This is a genomic window from Actinomadura luzonensis (genome assembly GCF_022664455.2).
Lineage (GTDB): Bacteria > Actinomycetota > Actinomycetes > Streptosporangiales > Streptosporangiaceae > Nonomuraea > Nonomuraea luzonensis.
On the sequence record NZ_JAKRKC020000001.1, the window covers coordinates 5,291,115 to 5,308,851 of the forward strand.

Below are 17,737 nucleotides of genomic sequence, written 5' to 3' on the forward strand. Positions count from 1 at the left end.
AGACCTTCCGGTTCGGGCCTTTCGGCCCTGAGCGCGGCCCTGTCGGCGCGGCGAGGCTGGGAGCGACGTGAGGAGAGAACAATCATGCGCGCTGCCGTCGTCACCGCCTTCGACCAGCCCGTCGAGCTGCGGGAGGTGCCCGTCCCCGAGCCGGGCCCCGGCCAGGTCCTGGTCCGCGTCGAGGCCAGCGGGCTGTGCCACACCGACATCCACGCCGCGCGCGGCGAGTGGCCGGTCAAGCCCGCGCTGCCGTTCGTCCCCGGCCACGAGGGCGTCGGCGTCGTCGAGGAGACCGGGTCCGCCGTGACCGGCCGGGTCGTCGGCGAGCGGGTGGCCATCCCCTGGCTCGGCTACGCCTGCGGCACCTGCGCGTACTGCGTCAGCGGCCGGGAGACCCTGTGCGAGTCGCAGCTCAACAGCGGGTACGCGATCGACGGCGGCCACGCCGAGTACGCCGTCGCGCACGCCGCCTACGTGGTGCCGGTGCCCGACGGGGTCGCCCCGGCCGAGGCCGCGCCGCTGACCTGCGCCGGGGTGACCACGTACAAGGCGGTCAAGGTCTCCGGGCTGCGGCCGGCCGAGCGGGCGGCGATCTTCGGCATCGGCGGGCTCGGCCACCTGGCCCAGCAGTACGCGCAGATCTTCGGCGCCGAGACCGTCGCCGTCGACGTCACCGAGGACAAGCTGCGGCTGGCCAGGGAGCTGGGCGCGGCGCACACGGTCAACGCGGCGCTGGCCGATCCGGTCGCCGCGATCAGGGCCCTGGGCGGCGCGGACGTGGCCGTGGTGCTGGCCGCCAGCCCGCGCGTGCTGGAGCAGGCGCACGCCTCGCTGCGCCGCGGCGGCCGGCTGGTGCTGGTCTCGCTGCCCAAGGACAACACGATGCGGCTGCCGATCTTCGAGACCGTGCTCGGCGGCATCAGCGTCATCGGCTCCATCGTCGGCACCCGCGCCGACCTGGCCGAGGTGTTCCGGCTGCACGCCGCCGGGCGGACGAAGGTGATCTACCAGACGCGCAAGCTGGAGGAGATCAACCAGTCCTTCGACGACGTCCTGGCCGGCACCGTGCCCGCCCGCCTGGTCTTCGAGCTGTGACCACCGTGGGGGCGCACAGACGGGTCCCGGACTACCGGCGGCACTGGGCGGCGATCGTCCTGGAGGGCCGCCTCGACCGGGCGACCGCGGCCGGCATCGAACGGGAGATGGAGCTCCTGGCCGGGGACGGGCCGCGGCTCGTCCTGGAGGTGAGCCGGCTCGGCACCCTCGACGCCTTCGAGGTCGAGACGCTGCTCAGCCTGGCGCACGCCTTCCGCCTCCAGGGCGGGCTCATGGCCGTGGCGGGCGTACGGGAGCAGGTGCGGCCCGCCCTGGCGCGGCCGGAGCTGACCGGCCTGCTGCCGGTGTTCACCACCATGACCGAGGCGATGCTGCAGCTCAGCGACGGCCCGACGGCCGGCGGGGCGGCGGGCCCCGGCCGCGGCTGACGCCGCTCAGGGCCGCACGCCGGCGGGGAACCCGGTCCAGCGCAGCTCGGCCGGGAGGTGGCTCATGTCGTTGAACATCACCAGCGTCGGCGGCAGGCCGGCGCGGTAGTGGATGACGGTGAGCGCGGCGTTGGCGCTGTTCAGGCCGAGCCATCGGGACGGCGGCGCGTCCAGGGCGTGCCGCACCAGCCACGCGATCGGGTAGGCGTGCGTGATCAGCACCTCGTGCGTGTCGGCGGCGGTGCCGGGGCCGCTCGCGAAGCGGGCGACCAGGGCGTCGGCCAGCTCCCGGCCGGCGGCCGCCTCGGCGTCGTCGTAGCCGTCGAAGAAGCCGGCCCACGACGGGGGCGTCTCGGCGGCCCTGGGGACGTAGGGCACGTGGTCCACGAGTTCGGGGGCGGCGGCGACGGGCGGGCCGCCCAGGTGGCGGGCCAGTTCGCGGGCGGCGGCCGCGGCGCGCGGCAGCGGGGAGTGCCAGACGGCGTCGATCGGCAGGGCGGCGAGCCGTTCGCCGAGCAGGCGCGACTGGCGGCGGCCGGTCCCGGTGAGGTCGCCGAACGCGTCGGCCGCGCCGTGGCGGGCCAGGTAGAGGTGCCGGGTGCTCATGGTCGGCGGGACGCGGGCGGGCCGCTTCCCTGCTCCTTCCTGTGTCGGGATGCCTGGTCAGGCGGCCGTGACGGTGCCGGTGGTGCCGTCGAGGGTGATGGTGGTGCCGTCGCGGAGCAGGCTCGTCGCGTCCGGGACGCCGAGGACGGCGGGGATGCCGTGCTCGCGGGCGACGATCGCGGCGTGGGAGAGCACGCCGCCGGTCTCGGTGACGACGCCGGCCGCGACGCGCAGCAGCGGCGTCCAGGCGGGGTCGGTGAAGGGGCAGACGATGATGTCGCCGGGGCGCGCGCCCGGGAAGTCGCGGGGGCCCCGGACGATCCTCGCGGTGCCGGTCGCCACTCCGTGACTGCCGGGCGTCCCGACCAGCACGGACGCTGTTCCCGGCGCGGGCGCGGCCTGACCGGCGGGCGCGGCCTGACCGGCGGGCGCGGCCTGACCGGCGGGCGCGGCCTGACCGGCGGGCGCGGCCTGACCGGCGGGCGCGGCCTGACCGGCGGGCGCGGGACCGCCGGTGGCGGCGGGATTGCCGGTGGGGGTGGGATGCGTGAGGGGTGGGGGCGCGGCGGTGATCGGGCGGGCCTGGAGGATCCAGATCCGGCCGCCGGCGATCGCCCACTCCACGTCCTGCGGCCCGCCCCGTACGGCGGCGATCCGGTCGCCCAGCTCGGCGAGCAGCCGGGCGGAGTCGTCGCCGACCGCCGGCCGGCCGCGGTCGCGGCCGGGCACGGCGGACCGGACGAGCCGCCCGCCGCGCCGGTCGAGCCGGGTCCGCTTGTCCGCGACCGCGCGGGTGACGGACCCGTCCCCCGCGACGAGGTAGGCGTCAGGGGTGACCGTGCCGCCGACGACGCTGGGGCCGAGCCCCCAGGACGCCTCGACGCGGGTCACCCCGTCCGCGTGGTCCGGCGTGAACATGACCCCGGACACCTCGGCGTCCACGTGGCGCTGCACGAGCACGGCCATGGCCGGCTCACCGGGGGCGGGCGCGTCGCCCCCGCCGCGGTAGTCGACGGCGCGCGCCGTGAACAGCGAGGCCCAGCAGGCGCGTACGGCCCCGGCGACGGCGGCGGCCCCGCGCACGGCGAGGAAGCTGTCGTGCTGACCGGCCGCCGACGCCTGCCCGGTGTCCTCGCCCGCCGCGGACGACCGCACCGCGACGGGCGGGTCGCCCAGCTCGGCGAGGGCGTGGCCGAGCGCGTCGGCCAGGGCGGCGGGCACCGGGCGCTCCTCGATCGCCCGCCGCAGGGACTCGGGCACGCCGCCGGCCCGGCCGAGGCCGTGGACGGCGGCGCGGTAGGCGGCGAACGGGATCACGAAGCCGCCGGGGACCGGCAGCCCCGCGCGCAGCAGCGCGCCGAGCGCCCCGGCCTTGCCCCCGCACGTGCCGGCGTCGGCCGCGCCGAGAGGTACGATCATCCATCCCGCCTTTCAACGAAACGTTGACAACATTTCATTGATGATGGATCATCGGCGGCATGTCACGCAAGGAGGACCTCACCCGCGCCGGGCACGAGGACCACGCCCAGGCCGCCCGCGAGCGCGCCGCGACCCAGCGCCTGCTCCGCCTGGGCGCGGACGCGCTCGACCCCCGTCCCTGGCGTCCCTCGCCGGCCCCGCCCTCGGCGCTCGACCTGGTCCAGTTCGCCGTCTGGCGCAACGCCGCCCTGGCCCCCGACGACGTGCTGAGCGCCCTCGCCCTGCTGCCCGCCGCCCGCGCCGAGATCGACGGGCTGGAGTCCGCCCTGCTGTTCGTCGCCCGCGGCGCCGGCCTGACCTGGGCGCAGATGGCGGAGGCGATGGGCTTCAACTCCCCGCAGGCCTGCCAGCAGCACTACAACCGCCTGACCGCGCGGCAGGAGGGCGGCTCATGACGCGCGCGTCGGAGCCCGGCCTGCTGGCCCTGCACGGGGTGCGCGTCCTCGGGTTCGCCGACACCCCGGCGGTCGCGCGGCGGTACGGGCTGGACCCGGCCGGAACCGAGGAACTGCTGCGCGACGCCGAGGCGTACGGCTGGACCTCCTACACCGCCTTCGCCGGCACCGCGGGCTGGTCGCTGACGGAGGCGGGCCGGGCCGAGAACGAGCGCCTGCTCGCCGCCGAGCTGGCCGGCACCGGCCGCGCCGGCGAGGTGGAGGAGGTCTACCGGGCGTTCCTGCCGCTGAACGCCCTCCTGCTGCGGGCCTGCACCGACTGGCAGCTCCGCCCCGACGCCGGCGACCGGCTCGCGCCGAACGACCACCGCGACCCCGCCTGGGACGCCCGCGTCCTCGACGAGCTGGCCGAGGTCTCCCGCGCGCTCGTGCCGCTGGCCGGCCGGCTCGGCGACGTCCTGACCCGGCTCCGCGGCTACGACGCCCGGTTCGACGCGGCGCTCGCGCGCGCCCGGGCCGGCGACGGCGCCTATGTCGACCGCACCGACGTCGACTCCTGCCACCGCGTCTGGTTCGAGCTGCACGAGGACCTCATCGCCACCCTCGGCATCGACCGGCACGCGCATCCCTGACCGGGCGCCGCCCGCCGGAGTTGGCCCGCGGACCTCCCGTGAAATATGTTCATCGGTGCTGAACAAGGCCGGCCGACATGCATGGAGGTTCCCGGTGGCGTCGTCGGAGGACCGGCGCGCGGACGAGCCCCGCCAGGAGCTCGTCGGCGCGCGGATGCGCCAGTTCCGCAAGGAGCGCGGGATGACCCTCCGCGACCTCGCCGCCGGGTCCGGGCTGTCGATCGGGTTTCTCTCGCAGGTGGAGCGGGGGATCTCCACGATCGGGCTGGTCGCGCTCAACAGCGTCGCGGCGGCGCTCGGGCGGGGCGTCGCCGAGTTCTTCGACGGCTCCCCCGCACGCCCGCCGGGCCGGGACGCCGGGCGGCTGCCGGAGCACTTCACGCTGACCCGGGCGGAGACGGCGGCCACCGAGTACGTGTCGGGCGCGCAGACGTACCGGATGTTGTCCGCGCGGGGCCCGCACCTGGTGCTGGAGCCGCTGCTGGTGCACATCGCGCCGGGCGGGCGGCGCGAGCCGGCGTACGGGCACGCCGGCGAGGAGTTCGCGTACGTGCTCAGCGGGGAGCTGCTGTACGAGGTGGACGGGGTGGAGCACCGGCTGCGTCCCGGCGACAGCGTGCACCTGCGCTCCACCGTGCCGCACAGCATGTACAACGACACCGACCAGGTGACGACGGTGGTGTCGGTGGTCACGCCCCGGCTGTTCTAGCGGCCCGGCCGCTTCGGCGGCCCGGCCGCTTCGGCGGCCCGGCCGTTCCAGCGGCTCGGCTCACACCAGCGTCCTGGCCGACCACAGCTCCGGGAAGATCTCGCGGCGCAGCGTGCGTTCCAGCCAGCTCGCGCCGCTCGACCCGCCGGTGCCGGCCTTGGCGCCCATCGAGCGGCGCACCGCCGCGAGGTGCCGAACCCGCCACTGCGTGAAGCCGTCGGAGACGTCGGTCAGCGCCTCGGCCAGCTCCCACAGCTCGTCGCCGGGGCCGAGCTCGGCGTACACGCGGGCCCACGCCTTCTCCACCTGCGGGTCGGGCCGGTACGGCGTCTCCGGCGCGCGGGTCAGGACGGCGGCGGGGACGTCGTAGCCGCGGCGGTCCAGGACGGACAGGGCGGCGTCGTACAGGCTGGGCGCGCGCAGCGCCGCCAGCAGCTCGCGGTACGTCTCGGGGTTGCCGCGGTGCACCTGCGCCAGGGACGCCGACTTGTCGCCGAGCAGGAACTCCACCTCGCGGTACAACGCCGACTGGAACCCGGAGCCCTCGCCGAGCCCGGCGCGGAAGGCGTTGAACCGGCGCGGCGTCAGGCGGTTCAGCGGCCGCCAGGCGGCGTTCACCACGTCCAGGTACGCCGCCGCGCGGGCGATCGCCGCGGTCGCCTCCGGCAGGCGGGGCCCGCCGAGCAGCCGGACGGCGAGGCGCAGCTCGGTGCGCACCAGGCCGAAGTACAGCTCCATGACCTGCGTGGTCACCAGGAAGGCGGGCTCCTCGGGCGCGTCGGTGCGCGGGCCGGGCAGCGCGCGCAGGGTGGCGGTGCCGACGTAGTCGTCGTAGGGCGTGGCGTGCGTGAAGCTCAGTTCGGGGCTGCCCATCACTCCTCCTCGTTCACCTCAATGTTCACTCATGACAAACTGGGGTTGAAGAGCACATCGAAGGCGCTGAGGCGGATCGGGTTCGCGTTCGCAAAGCCGATCCGGGGATCCGCCTTCGCCGCTGCCGAGAGTGCCGAGAGGGTGCCGGGAGGGTGCCGTGGACGCGATGGACTGGGCGATCCTGGGCGAGCTGCAGGCCGACGCCCGGCTCTCCTACAGCGAGCTGTCGCGGCGGGTGCACCTGTCCGCGCCGGCCGTGGCCGAGCGGGTGCGGCGGCTGGAGGAGACCGGCGTGATCGCCGGCTACCACGCGCACGTGGACCTCGGCCGGGCCGGGCGGGCGGTGCGCGCGCTGATCCGGATGTCCTGTTACGGGGCGCGGTGCGTGCTGCGCCACGAGGAGGCGCTGGAGCAGCCGGAGATCGTGCAGGTGTACCGCGTCACCGGTGACACGTGCTGTCTGCTGGTGGTCGCGCTGGCGTCGATGGCGGACTTCGAGCGGCTGATCGACCGGCTGGCCCAGTACGGGCGGCCGTCCAGCACGATGGTGCTGTCCAGCCCGGTGGGGTGGCGGCCGGTCACCGAGCTGCCGTGAGCCCGGCGGGCCCCGGCGTCAGCGCGCCGCCTGGCGCAGCATCGGCACGACCTCCGTCGCGAGCAGGCGCACCCCGCCGTCGTCGCTGAGCCCGTGCGGGGTGCCGAACTCCACCCGCCGCACCCCCGCGTCGATGAGCCGCCGCGCCTGCGCCGCCACCTGCTCGGGCGTGCCGGAGAAGGCGAACAGGTCCAGCAGGTCGTCGGGGATGAGCGCGCCCGCGGCGTCGTCGCGTCCCGCCGCGACCTCGGCCCTGACGCGTTCCAGCAGGCCGGCCGGCACGTGCGCGGTGGGGTCCAGCTCGGCCACGACGGCCAGGTACATGGCCACCTCGCGCCGGGCCCTCGCGCGGGCGGCTCTGCCATCGGCGTCCACGACGGTGACCGCGCCGAGCACGACGCCGACGTCGTCCACCGGCCGCCCCGCCTGCTCGGCCCCGGGGCGCAGCCGTTCGCGGATCACCTCGACCATCGCCGGGTTGGCGCTGCCGCCCACCTTGATCTCGTCGGCGACGCGCCCGGCGAGCGCCGCGCCCCGCGCGCCCCAGGCGCCGATGAGCAGCGGCGGCCGGGCCCGCTGCACGGGGTAGCGCAGCGCGGTGCCGGGCGCCAGGCTGAACACCTCGCCGGTGAAGCCCGACGTGGAGCCGCCGAGCAGCCGGTACACGACCTCGGCGCACTCGGCCAGCGCGGTCAGCGGGCGCGGCTGCGCGAGCCCCACCTCGCCGAGCCAGGTGCCGCGGGCCAGCCCCAGGTACGCCCGCCCGCCGGAGGCCAGGTCGAGCGCGGCGAGCTGGCCGGCGATCTCGTACGGCGCCATCGAGAACGGGTTGAGGCAGGCCGGCCCAAGGCGCACCCGGGAGGTGGCGGCGGCCATCTCCAGCAGGGGAAAGATCGGCGGCTGGTACATGAGGTCGCCGAAGACCGACACCACGTCGATGCCGTGCTCCTCGGCGATCCGGGCGAGCCGGGCGTACGCGCCGGGGCGTTTGTCGCTCTGCAGGCCGAGGCCGATCTCGAAGCCGCGGCTCACGTGAGGTCCGCCGAGTTCATCGCGCGCCGGCGGATCCGCTCCACCCGCATGGTCAGCCGCTCCTCGGGATCGGGGCAGCAGAACAGGGTGTCGCGCTCCAGCCAGTCGCCCGGCCCGAGGTCGCGCTGCTTGGCGGCGAGGAACGGCAGCACGCTGGCCAGCGCCCAGACGCAGAAGTGCCGGCCCTCGGGCAGGCGCAGGTGGGCGCTGTTGTCCACCTCGAAGTAGTCGCCGACGGCCATGCCGCAGACCGAGCGGCCCTCGATGGCGTCCACGGTGACCCGCAGGTCGTGGATCTCCATGTCGTGGGTCATGCAGCGTCCTCCTCGCGCAGCAGCTCGGCGTGGTGGTGGGCGATCAGCCAGCGGCCGCGGGTGAGCCGCAGCACGTCGGTGACCCTGCTCCGCTGGGCGGGCGCGCCGTGCGGCTCGGCCACCAGGACGTAGCGCGCCACGCCCACCTCGCCCCACACGTCGACGCGCTTGTCGCGGGCGGCGAGCACGGCGAGGGCGGGGCGCGGGCCGGCGGCGTCGCGGGCGTCGCGGTAGGCGTCCAGCTCGGCGCGGGTGCGGAGCGGGCCGGGCAGGTGGGTCTCCCAGGTGGTCACGTCGGGGTGCAGGTGGGTGTCGAAGCGGGCGCGGTCGCCGGCGAGGAACGCGGCGTACATGTCGTCGATGGCGGCGGCGATGGCCGCGGCGGCGTCCTGGGCCGGGGTCACGCGTGCCTCCTTCCGCCGGCGGCCGCCTCCGCGCGCACGACCTGGCCGCCCTTCATCACCCAGCGCACGCCGCGGAACGCCGACGCCGAGGCCAGCGGGTCCTCGTCCATCGCGATCAGGTCGGCGTAGCGGCCCGGCTCGACGGTGCCGAGGTCGGCGTCGGCGCGCAGCCAGCGGGCGGGGCCGAGGGTGGCGGCGTACAGGGCGCGGGCCGGGCCGATCACCTCGGCCATGTGCTCCAGCTCGCGCACGGTCGCGTTGGTGCCCTCGAACGACCAGTACGGCGGCATGTCGCTGCCGAGCAGCACCTCCACCCCGGCGGCCACGGCGGCGGCGAAGCTCTCCAGGTGGGCGGGGCCGGCGCCGAGCGAGCGGCACTGCATCCACTCGGGCACGCCCAGCTCGTCGAAGAACTCCTTGCAGCGGGTGACGAGCAGGGTGGGCACCAGCGCGGTGCCGCGGGCGGCCATGAGCGCGGCCACCTCGGGCGTGAGCTGGTAGCCGTGCTCGACGCAGTCCAGGCCGAGCTCCACCGCCTGCGCGATCACGGCGGCGGGGCCGGCGTGGGCGGTGACCTTGCGTCCCCAGGCGTGCGCGGTGTCGATGACCGCGGCCATCTCGTCGGCGAAGAGCTGCGGCGTGTCGATCGCCTCGTGCCGCCCGGCGATCCCGCCGGAGATCATCACCTTGATGAGGTCGGCGCCGGCCTTGATCTGGGCGCGGGCGCCGCGCCGCAGGCCGTCCACGCCGTCGCACTCCAGCGTGTCGGTGCCCTCGTGGCCGTGCCCGCCGGTGCAGACGAGCGCGCGGCCGGCGGTGAAGACGCGCGGCCCGGGCACCCGGCCCGCGTCGATGGCGCGGCGCAGCGCGAAGTCGGCGTGGTCCTTCTCCGCCACGCACCGCACGGTGGTGACGCCGCAGTGGAGGGTGCGGCGGGCGCCGTCGGCCATGTAGAGGGCCAGCTCGTACGGGTTGAGGTCCTTGACCTGGTCGCCGGCGGTGCCGGGCAGGGACAGCGACAGGTGGGTGTGCATGTTGACCAGGCCGGGGGTGACGTAGGCGCCGCCGAGGTCGATGCGGGTGGCGTCCGGGGACGACCGGCCGAGGACGTCGCGCCGGGGGCCGACGTCCGCGATGCGGTCGTCCTGGACGAGGATCGCGGCGTCCGTGACGGGGCTCGCCCCCTCGGCCGCCCGGCCGTCGGCCACGGTGCAGCCGGTGATCACGACCGTGTTCATGGCGCTCCTCCCTGGTCGTTCACCGCTGTTCACCGGCGAAAGTCCTGCTAGTTCTATCGGCAATCCGGCGGCCAGGACAAGGCTGTTCAGCTGATTTCACCCTGAGAAAACACGTCGGGGCTGCCGGAGACGGCCGCGCCGCCGGCCAGGCCGAGGCGGGCGCCGGCGAACGCGGCCCGCAGCCGCCGGTCGTGCGTGACCACGACCAGCGCCCCCTCGTAGCGGGCCAGCGCCTGCTCCAGCTGCTCCACCAGGAGGGGGGCGAGGTGGTTGCTCGGCTCGTCGAGCAGCAGCAGGTCCACGGGATCGCTCACCAGCCTGGCCAGGTCGATCCTGCGCCGCTGGCCGTAGGACAGCTCCGCGACGGGCAGCCCCAGCTCGGACGGCCGGAACAGGCCCAGGCCGAGCAGGGCGTCCGCGTGTTCGTCCAGGCTGCCGGGACGCCCGTCGGCGTAGGCCCGCAGCACCGTCAGGCGCCCCGGGCGGGCGGGCTCGTCCTGACGGAAGAACCCGGCCCGGCCGGCGCGCCGCACCTCGCCCGCGTCCGGCCGCAGCTCGCCGGCGAGCACGCGCAGCAGCGTGGTCTTGCCCGCGCCGTTCGGGCCGGTGACGAGCAGCCGGTCACCGGCGCGGAGGGTCAGGCGGTCCAGGCGGAGCCGGCCGGCCACCTCCACGCCGTCGAGCGCGGCCACCACGGCGCCGGCCGCGGCGCTCGCCCCGGTGCGGCCGGTTCCAGGGTCAGAGGCGACGGTGGTGGTGAAGGCGGCGGTGAAGCGGAGCGGTTCCGGCGGGGGCGGCGCGGGGTGCCCGGTGAGCCACCGCAGCCGCTGCCGGGACTGCCGGACACGGCCGGCCGCCCCGTGGGCGCGCGACCGTCCGCGCCAGGCACCGGTGCCCATGCCCGCCTTGTCCACCTTGCGCGGTATCACCGCGAGCCGTCCCGCGTTGGCCGTCACCAGCCGGGCGTGCCGGTCCAGCTCCGCCTTCCACTCCTCGTGGGCCCGCGCCTGGGCGGCGCGTTCGGCGGCCTTGGCGGTCAGGTAGCCGGCGTAGCCGTCGCCGTAGCGCCGTACCCGGCCATCGGCCACCTCCACGACGGCGGTGGTCACCCGCTCCAGGAACGCCCGGTCGTGCGTGACCGCCACGACCGTGCCCCGGTGGGCCCGCAGGCGCTGTTCGAGCCAGGCCGTGGCGGCGTCGTCGAGGTCGTTGGTGGGCTCGTCGAGCAGCAGCAGCTCGGGCGCGGAGGCCAGCGTGGCGGCCAGGGCCAGCCGGGCGCGCTCGCCGCCGGACAGCGTGCCGAGGGGGCGGCCGCGGTCCAGCGCGGGCAGCCCGAGCCCGTGCAGCGCGACGTCGAGGGCGGTGCCGGCCTCGTAGCCGCCGCGCGTCTCGAACTCCGCCAGCAGGTCCGCGTAGGCGTCCAGGCCGGCGCGGGTGCCGTCCCCGGCGGCGATCGCCCGCTCCGCCGACCGGATGCGGGCCTCCAGCTCGCGCAGGTCCGCCAGCGCCAGGTCGGCGGCGTCGGCGACCGTGGCGTGCGGCGGCAGCGCGAGCGCCTGCGGCAGGTGGCCCACGCCGCCGGGCGCGACGGCCACCAGCTCGCCGTTGTCCGGGCGTTCGACGCCCGCCATGAGCTTGAGCAGCGTGGACTTGCCGGAGCCGTTGTCGCCGACCACGCCCAGCCGCTCGCCGGGCCGGACGGTGAGCGACACCCGGTCCAGGACGACGCGGGTGCCGTAACTCTTGGTGATCTCGGTGAGCGTCAGTTGTGCGGGGGTGCGCAGAGCGCCCCACCTCCCTTTTCGTGCAGCGGTCTTGCGAGACGATACGTCTCGTCACGCCACTATGTCAATACGAAACGTCTCGTCTAGTCCCGTGGTACGATCCCCGGCATGGTCAAGCAGCCCGACCCGAGCCGCCGCAGCGAGCGGTCCCGGCAGGCCATCCTCACCGCGGCCCGCGAGCTGATCAGCGAGCTGGGGTACGCCAAGCTGACGATCGAGGCCATCGCGGCCCGCGCGGGCGTCGGCAAGCAGACGATCTACCGCTGGTGGCCGTCCAAGGGGGCGGTCATCTTCGACGCGTTCCTGACGCTGAGCGAGGACGGGCCCGAGCAGGACCTGGCGCTGCCCGACACCGGCGACCTGGAGGCCGACCTCAGGACGGTGATGCGGGCGACGGTGGCCGAGTTCGCCGACCCGGCGTTCGAGGGGCCGGTCCGCGCGCTCAACAGCGAGATCATCCACGACCCCGCGCTGGCCGCGCAGTACCGCGAGCAGCTGGCCGGGCCGGTCGACGAGGCCAAGAAGGCCCGGCTGCGCAGCGCCCAGCGGGCCGGGCAGCTCGCCGCGGACGCCGACCTCGACCTGGCGCTCGAGCTGCTGTACGCCCCCCTCTACCAGCGGTGGCTGCTGCGCTCGGGCCCGCTCACCCCCGCCTACGCCGACGCCCTCGTGGACGCCTTCCTCAAGGCGATGCGGCCGTAGGGCCGCGTCCTCACCCGGACGGGTGCGGCGTGACGGGGCCGTCCGGCAGCGCGACCTCCAGGAGCCGGCACCACGGGCGCGGCGGCGTCCACCCCTCGGCCGGCCGGAGGCCGATCCGCAGCAGGCGCGCCTCGCCGGGCACCGCGCCGCCCAGGTCGCGCACGCCGTGCGCGGCCGCCTTCCCCTCCTCCGGGTCGAAGGCGCCGGTGTTGTCGTCCAGGTAGGGAGTGCCGAGGTCGTCCTCCACGGACAGCATCCAGTACCAGAAGAACGACCCCTTGGCCGCCGTCTCGCCCGGCCGGAGGCCGGGGACGAGCTCGTAGTGCAGCACGCCGCCGCCGTCGCTCAGCTCCAGGCCGCGGGCGACGACGCGGTGGCCCTCCACCAGCTCGCCGAGGTCCACGTCGAAGGCGAGGTCGATCCGGCGCGACCCGCCCATCCTGGCGAGATAGGCGTCGGTGGCCGTCCGTGGCGGGATCGCGGCCGGGTCGCCGGTCACGGCCCCTCCTGGGCGACGACGCGGAAACTCTCGCCCTCCGCCTCGTGGCCGGGCGGCAGGAGGCCGGCGGCCGCCGCCTCGTGCCCGGCCGGCACCCGGCCCGTCGGCCGCTGCCGCAGCTCGCCGGGGGCGCCGAGGTCGAGGACGCGGAGCCCGTTCACGTGTGGCCACATGCCACCTCATCGTAGGACGCCGGCGAGCCGGTCGCCGGTCTGCTGCCGCCCGCGTCGCCTCAGCGTCCCCGGCGTGTCATGAGCGCGTCATGAGTGGATCACCGTCCCCGCCGCCGGTGGACGCCGTCGAACAACGGTGACACGCGGCGCACGGCGCGCGCACATTCGGGACCAATCGTGGTGAGTCATGAACGAGCCACGCATGATCCCGCCCCGGCCCCGCGACCGGCTGTACGCCGCGGTCACGCTGGTGCTGGCCGTGCTCCTGCTGCCCGTGGCGTTCGCCCGCCGTCCCGGCCGGGCCCGTGAGCTGGCCTGCGGCTGGGCGTTGCGGCTGCGGTTCCCCGCCGAGGACCTGACCGGGCTCACCGACGGCGCCCGGGCCGCGTTCACCGCCGCGCGCACCGAGGCGCTGTGGCGGCACGGCCGGCTCATCGGCCTCACCTCCGGCTATCGCGCCCCGCACGTGCAGCAGCGCATGTTCGACGAGGAGGTGCGCCGCTGCGGCTCCCCGCTCCTGGCGCGCGAGCTCGTGCTGCCGCCGGCGGAGTCCCCGCACGTCAGGGGCATCGCGCTGGACGTGCGCCCGCACGAGGGCGCGCGCTGGCTGGAGGAGCACGGCGCCCGCTACGACCTCTACCGCATGTACGACAACGAGTGGTGGCACTTCGAGCACCGCCCCGAGTGCGGCGGCAGGCCACCACGGCGGCAGCCCAGCCCGGCGTGGGCCCGGCTCGGCGACGCCCCGCCGCGCTGACCGCGCGGCCCCCTTCTTCTCCACGAAAGGTGCAGAACCTTGTCGTCCCGTCCTTCACCCGCCGCCGCGGTGGTGCTCGGCGCCGGCGTGTCCGCCGTGCTCGCCGCCGGCTGGCTCATCCACGGCGGGGAGCGGCCCCGGCCGCCGGCGTCGCCGGACAGCAGGCCGCCGCGCGTCACCCTGCCCGTCTCGTCCCCGGCCCGGCCGCCGGACCTGCCCTGGCCGGCCTCCGGGCAGGCGGCGGTCCGGGTCGCCGGGCAGCCGGGCAGCCTCAGGACGCACGGCGAGCAGCGGCCCGTGCCGATCGCCAGCCTCACCAAGGTGATGACCGCCCTGGTCGTCCTGACCGACCACCCGCTCACCGGGACCGCCGAGGGGCCGTCCATCGAGGTCGACCGGCAGGCGGCCACCGAGGCGGGCAACCCGGACGAGTCCACGGTGCCGGTCGCCGAAGGCCAGCGCTTCACCGAGCGGCAGCTCCTGGAGCTGATGCTGATCCCGTCGGGCAACAACGCCGCCCGGCTACTGGCCCGCTGGGACGCCGGCTCCGAGCAGGCGTTCGCCGCCAGGATGAACGCGACCGCCGCCCGGCTGGGCATGCGGAAGACCACCTACACCGGGGCGAGCGGGTACGAGGACACCACGGTCAGCACGGCCGCGGACCAGCTCGAGCTGGCCGAGCAGGCCATGCGGAACCCGGTGCTGCGGGACGTCGTCGCCACCGCCAGGACCACGGTGCCGGGGGTGCCGGGCGCGATCGTCAACACCAACAAGCTGCTCGGCCTGCCCGGGGTGGTCGGGCTCAAGACCGGCACGAGCACGGCGGCGGGCGGGGCGCTGCTGTGGGCCGTCCGCCGCCCCTCGGGGGACCGCGACCGGCTGGTCCTCGGCGTGGTGCTGCGCCAGGGCGAGCCCGGCGACACGCTGGGAGAGCGGAAGGCGGCCGCGTTCGCCGCGAGCAGGAGACTGATCGCGGCGGTGCAGCGGCCACGCTGACGGTCAGGCCGCGGGCGCCGGCCCCAGGGCGAAGCCGACCGCGGCCTCCGCGTGCAGGCGGGCGCTCGGCAGCACCGGGACGGGCGTGTCCTTCTCGCCGATCAGCAGCTCGATCTCGGTGCAGCCGAGGATGACGCCCTCGGCGCCGTCGTCGGCCAGGCCGGCGACGATCCGGGCGTAGGCGTCCCTGGACGACTCCGTCAGCACCCCGCGCACCAGCTCCTCGAAGATCACCCGATGGACCAGCTCCCGCTGCGCCCGCCCCGGGACGACCACGTCGAAGCCGTGCGCGGCCAGCCGCTCCCGGTAGAAGGGCTGCTCCATGGTGAACCGGGTGCCGAGCAGCCCGACCCTGCGCATCCCCCTGGCGCGGACCTCCGCGCCCACGGCGTCGGCGATGTGCAGCACGGGGACGCTCGCGGCCCGCGCCACGTCGTCGCTGACCCGGCTGAAGGTGTTGCTGCAGACGAGCAGGACCTCGGCGCCGGACTGCTCCAGCTTCCGGCCGGCTCCGGTCAGCAGGGCGCTGACCTCGTCCCAGCGGTCGGCGAAGATGAGGTCCTCGACGGTCGTGTAGTCGACCGACCAGATGAGGCTGTCGGCGGAATGGCTGCCGCCCAGCCGCTCGCGGACCCGCTGGTTGATGATCTGGTAGTAGATCACCGTCGATTCCCAGCTCAACCCGCCGATGAGGCCGATGGTGCGCACTGCGTCTCCGTTTCGCTAGCTGGTGCGGCCGGCGCCGGCGAGCGCACGGGCGCAGGCGGCGAGCCCGACCTCGCTGGAGGCCTTGACGAGCACCACGTCTCCCGGCCGGAGCAGCGCGGTGGCGAGGGTGACGGCCTCGGCCGCGTCCCCGGCGGTGTGGACGGCCACGCCCCGGCCGGCAGCCCGTGCCGCGTCGGCCATCGCGAGCGGGTCGCCCGCGCCGACCGTGATCAGCACGCCGTAGCCGAGGTCGGCGACGAGCCGGCCGATCTCGGCGTGCCGGGCGCGCGAGGCGTCCGCCTGCTGCCCCATCGCGCCGAGCACGGCGACGGCGCGGCGGTCGCCGGCCAGGGCCCTGGCCGCCCGCAGCCCGGCCCGCATGGACTCGGGGTTGGCGTTGTAGGCGTCGTTGACGACGGTGACGCCGTCGGGTCGTTCGACGAGCTCCAGGCGGCCGGCGGAGCGCCGCCGCGCGGCGGTCAGCGCTTCGGCGATCTCGGCGGCGTCCAGGCCGAGCGCGGTGGCGACGGCGGCCGCGGCGACGGCGTTGCCCACCTGGTGCGCGCCGAGCAGGCCGAGCGCGACGGGGGCCCGCCCGGTGGGCGTCACCAGCTCGAACGCGGCCCGCGCCGCCCCGTCCAGCCGCACGTTCTCGGCGCGCACCGGCGCCGTCCCCCCGTACCAGAGGACCTCGGCCCTGGTGCGGCCGGCCATGGCGGCGACGTACGGGTCGTCGGCGTTGAGCAGGGCGAGCCCGTCCGGCGGCAGCGCCGCGACCAGCTCGCCCTTGGCCTCGGCCACGTCGGCGAGCCCGCCTCCCATGCGTTCCACGTGCGCGGTGCCGACGTTGAGCACCAGCCCGACCTGGGGCGGCGCGATCCCGGTCAGGTACGTCAGGTCGCCCTTGCGGCCCGCGCCCATCTCCAGCACCAGGTACCGGGTGGCGGCGTCGGCGCGCAGCACGGTCAGCGGCAGCCCCAGCTCGTTGTTGAACGACCGGTCCGTCGCGACCGTCGGGCCGTGCCGTTCGAGCACCTGGGCCAGCAGGTCCTTGGTCGTGGTCTTGCCGACCGAGCCGGTCAGGGCGATCACGGTCGGGTCGATGCGGCCGAGCAGGTGCCGGGCCAGCAGGCCGAGCGCGGTCTGCACGTCCCCGGCCACCAGGGCGGGCACGCCGACGGGCCGCTCGGCCAGCACCGCCACCGCGCCGCCCGCGACGGCGGCCGCCGCGTAGTCGTGACCGTCCACGCGGGCGCCGGCCGTCGCGGCGAACAGGCCGCCGGGCGCCACCTCGCGGGAGTCGACCGCCGCCGGCGCCGTCACCCGCGCCCCCGGGTCGGGCACGTCGTGCAGGCGGGCGCCGACGACCCGGGCGATCTCGTCCAGGGTCATGGGGATCACGAGCCGCTCCTGGCGAGCGCGAGGTCGATGAGGCGGCGCAGCAGCTCCGGGTACGGGACGCCGCTCGCGGCCCAGGCCCGCGCGTACACGGAACGGGCGGTGAAGCCGGGCATGGTGTTGATCTCCCCCACGTACAGGCGGCCCGTGTCCTCCTCGTGGAAGAAGTCCACGCGGGACAGGCCGTAGCCGCCGATCGCCTGGAAGGCGCGCAGGGACAGCTCGCGCACGTCCTCGGCCACCCGGTCCGGCAGCTCGGCCGGGATGGTGGCGATCTCGGCCTGGCTGAGGTATTTGGCCTCGTAGTCGAGCCACGCGCCGGACACGATGAGCTCGCCCGGCACCGACGTCTCCGGCGTGTCGTAGCCGCCGAGCACGCCGCAGATCAGCTCCCGCCCGGACACCCCCTGCTCGACCACCACCACCCGGTCGTGGGCCAGCGCCAGCTCCACACCGGCGCGCAGCTCGTCGATGGAGGTGACCCGGGAGATGCCGATGGAGGAGCCCATGTTGGCCGGTTTGACGTACATCGGCCAGTCGAGCGACTTCACCAGGCCCCAGTGGTCGGCGCCGCCGCGCCACTCGTGCTCGGTGAACCACACGTGCGGGGTGACGGGGATGCCCTCCGCCAGGAACGCGCGCCGCATCGCGACCTTGTCCATCGCGACGGCCGAGGCCAGCACGCCGCAGCCCACGTACGGCAGGCCCAGGGTCTCCAGGTGGCCCTGGACGACGCCGTCCTCGCCGAACGGCCCGTGCAGCACGGGGAACACCACGTCCGCCACGCCGCGCCGCAGCTCCACCGGCCACCGGCCCTGCCGGTCGATGATGACGGCGAAGGGCTCGTACCGGTCTCGAGGCAGCGCGTCCAGCACCGCCTGCGCCGACTGCAGCGACACCTCATGCTCGGCGGACGGCCCGCCCGCCAGCACGGCCACGCGCAAGCGTCCAGTCACGAT

The 17,737-nt window shown here is 75.8% G+C and carries 22 protein-coding genes; 9 read left to right on the plus strand and 13 right to left on the minus strand.

Annotated elements, in window-relative coordinates; genetic code table 11:
- The first annotated feature begins 84 nt into the window (after positions 1–84).
- Together MF672_RS25145 and MF672_RS25150 are read left to right on the plus strand one after the other, a co-directional pair.
- Positions 85–1,095: a zinc-dependent alcohol dehydrogenase gene (locus tag MF672_RS25145; protein ID WP_242383304.1), complete on the plus strand. Its 1,011-nt coding sequence runs from the start codon at positions 85–87 to the stop codon at positions 1,093–1,095.
- Positions 1,092–1,484, plus strand: coding sequence for an STAS domain-containing protein (locus tag MF672_RS25150; RefSeq protein WP_242383303.1), 393 nt, complete (start codon positions 1,092–1,094; stop codon positions 1,482–1,484). Before MF672_RS25145 ends, MF672_RS25150 begins: the two co-directional genes overlap by 4 nt.
- 6 nt (positions 1,485–1,490) lie before the next feature.
- Here MF672_RS25150 and MF672_RS25155 read toward each other — a convergent pair whose 3' ends face one another.
- Positions 1,491–2,090 carry a histidine phosphatase family protein gene (locus tag MF672_RS25155; protein WP_242383302.1) on the minus strand — a complete coding sequence of 200 codons (600 nt, stop codon included), beginning with the start codon at positions 2,088–2,090 and terminating at the stop codon, positions 1,491–1,493.
- Positions 2,091–2,147: 57 nt separating this feature from the next.
- Positions 2,148–3,509, minus strand: coding sequence for a PEP/pyruvate-binding domain-containing protein (locus MF672_RS25160; protein ID WP_247815427.1), 1,362 nt, complete (start codon positions 3,507–3,509; stop codon positions 2,148–2,150).
- Positions 3,510–3,568: 59 nt separating this feature from the next.
- Here MF672_RS25160 and MF672_RS25165 point away from each other — a divergent pair, with 59 nt between their 5' ends.
- The 3 genes from MF672_RS25165 (at position 3,569) to MF672_RS25175 (ending at position 5,305) form a co-directional block, all read left to right on the plus strand.
- The gene (locus tag MF672_RS25165; protein WP_242380536.1) at positions 3,569–3,964 is read left to right on the plus strand and encodes a DNA-binding protein; all 396 of its coding nucleotides are present in this window, start codon (positions 3,569–3,571) and stop codon (positions 3,962–3,964) included.
- On the plus strand, positions 3,961–4,596 hold the full coding sequence (locus MF672_RS25170) for a transcriptional regulator (RefSeq protein ID WP_242380535.1): 636 nt from the start codon (positions 3,961–3,963) through the stop codon (positions 4,594–4,596). The genes MF672_RS25165 and MF672_RS25170 overlap by 4 nt, the downstream gene beginning before the upstream one ends.
- A gap of 94 nt (positions 4,597–4,690) precedes the next feature.
- The gene (locus tag MF672_RS25175; protein WP_242380533.1) at positions 4,691–5,305 is read left to right on the plus strand and encodes a helix-turn-helix domain-containing protein; all 615 of its coding nucleotides are present in this window, start codon (positions 4,691–4,693) and stop codon (positions 5,303–5,305) included.
- 60 nt (positions 5,306–5,365) lie between these two features.
- Here MF672_RS25175 and MF672_RS25180 read toward each other — a convergent pair whose 3' ends face one another.
- Positions 5,366–6,178: a tryptophan 2,3-dioxygenase gene (locus tag MF672_RS25180; RefSeq protein ID WP_242380531.1), complete on the minus strand. Its 813-nt coding sequence runs from the start codon at positions 6,176–6,178 to the stop codon at positions 5,366–5,368.
- A 166-nt stretch (positions 6,179–6,344) separates the two neighbouring features.
- Here MF672_RS25180 and MF672_RS25185 point away from each other — a divergent pair, with 166 nt between their 5' ends.
- The gene (locus MF672_RS25185) at positions 6,345–6,773 is read left to right on the plus strand and encodes an Lrp/AsnC family transcriptional regulator (RefSeq protein ID WP_242380545.1); all 429 of its coding nucleotides are present in this window, start codon (positions 6,345–6,347) and stop codon (positions 6,771–6,773) included.
- An 18-nt stretch (positions 6,774–6,791) separates the two neighbouring features.
- Here the strand turns inward: MF672_RS25185 and MF672_RS25190 are convergent, their stop codons facing one another.
- The 5 genes from MF672_RS25190 to abc-f all read right to left on the minus strand — a co-directional run bounded on the left by MF672_RS25190 (position 6,792) and on the right by abc-f (position 11,545).
- The gene (locus MF672_RS25190) at positions 6,792–7,805 is read right to left on the minus strand and encodes an LLM class flavin-dependent oxidoreductase (RefSeq protein WP_242380529.1); all 1,014 of its coding nucleotides are present in this window, start codon (positions 7,803–7,805) and stop codon (positions 6,792–6,794) included.
- Positions 7,802–8,119, minus strand: coding sequence for a TIGR04076 family protein (locus MF672_RS25195; protein ID WP_242380527.1), 318 nt, complete (start codon positions 8,117–8,119; stop codon positions 7,802–7,804). The genes MF672_RS25190 and MF672_RS25195 overlap by 4 nt, the downstream gene beginning before the upstream one ends.
- Positions 8,116–8,523 carry a nuclear transport factor 2 family protein gene (locus tag MF672_RS25200; RefSeq protein WP_242380525.1) on the minus strand — a complete coding sequence of 136 codons (408 nt, stop codon included), beginning with the start codon at positions 8,521–8,523 and terminating at the stop codon, positions 8,116–8,118. Before MF672_RS25200 ends, MF672_RS25195 begins: the two co-directional genes overlap by 4 nt.
- On the minus strand, positions 8,520–9,761 hold the full coding sequence (locus MF672_RS25205; RefSeq protein ID WP_242380523.1) for an amidohydrolase family protein: 1,242 nt from the start codon (positions 9,759–9,761) through the stop codon (positions 8,520–8,522). Before MF672_RS25205 ends, MF672_RS25200 begins: the two co-directional genes overlap by 4 nt.
- An 86-nt stretch (positions 9,762–9,847) precedes the next feature.
- A complete protein-coding gene (abc-f, locus tag MF672_RS25210; protein ID WP_242380543.1) occupies positions 9,848–11,545 on the minus strand; it encodes a ribosomal protection-like ABC-F family protein in 1,698 nt (565 codons plus the stop codon).
- Between the two features lie 108 nt (positions 11,546–11,653).
- On the opposite strand from abc-f, the gene MF672_RS25215 reads away from it, so the two are divergent.
- Positions 11,654–12,247, plus strand: a complete 594-nt coding sequence (locus MF672_RS25215) for a TetR/AcrR family transcriptional regulator (RefSeq protein ID WP_242380521.1) — start codon at positions 11,654–11,656, stop codon at positions 12,245–12,247.
- Positions 12,248–12,257: 10 nt separating this feature from the next.
- Here MF672_RS25215 and MF672_RS25220 read toward each other — a convergent pair whose 3' ends face one another.
- Both MF672_RS25220 and MF672_RS25225 read right to left on the minus strand, forming a co-directional pair.
- Positions 12,258–12,746 carry a hypothetical protein gene (locus MF672_RS25220; RefSeq protein ID WP_242380519.1) on the minus strand — a complete coding sequence of 163 codons (489 nt, stop codon included), beginning with the start codon at positions 12,744–12,746 and terminating at the stop codon, positions 12,258–12,260.
- Positions 12,743–12,919, minus strand: a complete 177-nt coding sequence (locus MF672_RS25225) for a hypothetical protein (RefSeq protein WP_242380517.1) — start codon at positions 12,917–12,919, stop codon at positions 12,743–12,745. Before MF672_RS25225 ends, MF672_RS25220 begins: the two co-directional genes overlap by 4 nt.
- Before the next feature lie 187 nt (positions 12,920–13,106).
- On the opposite strand from MF672_RS25225, the gene vanY-N reads away from it, so the two are divergent.
- Together vanY-N and MF672_RS25235 are read left to right on the plus strand one after the other, a co-directional pair.
- Positions 13,107–13,676: a D,D-peptidase/D,D-carboxypeptidase VanY-N gene (vanY-N, locus tag MF672_RS25230; RefSeq protein ID WP_242380515.1), complete on the plus strand. Its 570-nt coding sequence runs from the start codon at positions 13,107–13,109 to the stop codon at positions 13,674–13,676.
- A 39-nt stretch (positions 13,677–13,715) separates the two neighbouring features.
- Complete coding sequence (locus tag MF672_RS25235) at positions 13,716–14,672, plus strand: D-alanyl-D-alanine carboxypeptidase family protein (RefSeq protein WP_242380514.1); 957 nt, start codon at positions 13,716–13,718, stop codon at positions 14,670–14,672.
- A 3-nt stretch (positions 14,673–14,675) separates the two neighbouring features.
- Here MF672_RS25235 and MF672_RS25240 read toward each other — a convergent pair whose 3' ends face one another.
- The 3 genes from MF672_RS25240 to MF672_RS25250 are packed head-to-tail and all read right to left on the minus strand — an operon-like array spanning position 14,676 to position 17,734.
- Entirely contained in the window at positions 14,676–15,380 is a 705-nt protein-coding gene (locus tag MF672_RS25240; protein ID WP_242380512.1) for an aspartate/glutamate racemase family protein, read from the minus strand.
- Positions 15,381–15,395: 15 nt separating this feature from the next.
- Positions 15,396–16,781: a UDP-N-acetylmuramoyl-tripeptide--D-alanyl-D-alanine ligase gene (locus MF672_RS25245; protein WP_407654740.1), complete on the minus strand. Its 1,386-nt coding sequence runs from the start codon at positions 16,779–16,781 to the stop codon at positions 15,396–15,398.
- Positions 16,778–17,734: a D-alanine--D-alanine ligase family protein gene (locus tag MF672_RS25250; RefSeq protein WP_242380510.1), complete on the minus strand. Its 957-nt coding sequence runs from the start codon at positions 17,732–17,734 to the stop codon at positions 16,778–16,780. The genes MF672_RS25245 and MF672_RS25250 overlap by 4 nt, the downstream gene beginning before the upstream one ends.
- Positions 17,735–17,737: the final 3 nt, after the last annotated feature.

Bases quoted from the DNA above. Each gene is read 5' to 3' on its own strand.
- MF672_RS25145 (WP_242383304.1), top strand. From the start codon at position 85: ATGCGCGCTGCCGTCGTCACCGCCTTCGACCAGCCCGTCGAGCTGCGG.
- MF672_RS25155 (WP_242383302.1), bottom strand. From the start codon at position 2,090: ATGAGCACCCGGCACCTCTACCTGGCCCGCCACGGCGCGGCCGACGCG.
- MF672_RS25160 (WP_247815427.1), bottom strand. From the start codon at position 3,509: ATGATCGTACCTCTCGGCGCGGCCGACGCCGGCACGTGCGGGGGCAAG.
- MF672_RS25165 (WP_242380536.1), top strand. From the start codon at position 3,569: ATGTCACGCAAGGAGGACCTCACCCGCGCCGGGCACGAGGACCACGCC.
- MF672_RS25170 (WP_242380535.1), top strand. From the start codon at position 3,961: ATGACGCGCGCGTCGGAGCCCGGCCTGCTGGCCCTGCACGGGGTGCGC.
- MF672_RS25180 (WP_242380531.1), bottom strand. From the start codon at position 6,178: ATGGGCAGCCCCGAACTGAGCTTCACGCACGCCACGCCCTACGACGAC.
- MF672_RS25185 (WP_242380545.1), top strand. From the start codon at position 6,345: ATGGACTGGGCGATCCTGGGCGAGCTGCAGGCCGACGCCCGGCTCTCC.
- MF672_RS25195 (WP_242380527.1), bottom strand. From the start codon at position 8,119: ATGACCCACGACATGGAGATCCACGACCTGCGGGTCACCGTGGACGCC.
- MF672_RS25205 (WP_242380523.1), bottom strand. From the start codon at position 9,761: ATGAACACGGTCGTGATCACCGGCTGCACCGTGGCCGACGGCCGGGCG.
- MF672_RS25215 (WP_242380521.1), top strand. From the start codon at position 11,654: ATGGTCAAGCAGCCCGACCCGAGCCGCCGCAGCGAGCGGTCCCGGCAG.
- MF672_RS25225 (WP_242380517.1), bottom strand. From the start codon at position 12,919: ATGTGGCCACACGTGAACGGGCTCCGCGTCCTCGACCTCGGCGCCCCC.
- vanY-N (WP_242380515.1), top strand. From the start codon at position 13,107: ATGAACGAGCCACGCATGATCCCGCCCCGGCCCCGCGACCGGCTGTAC.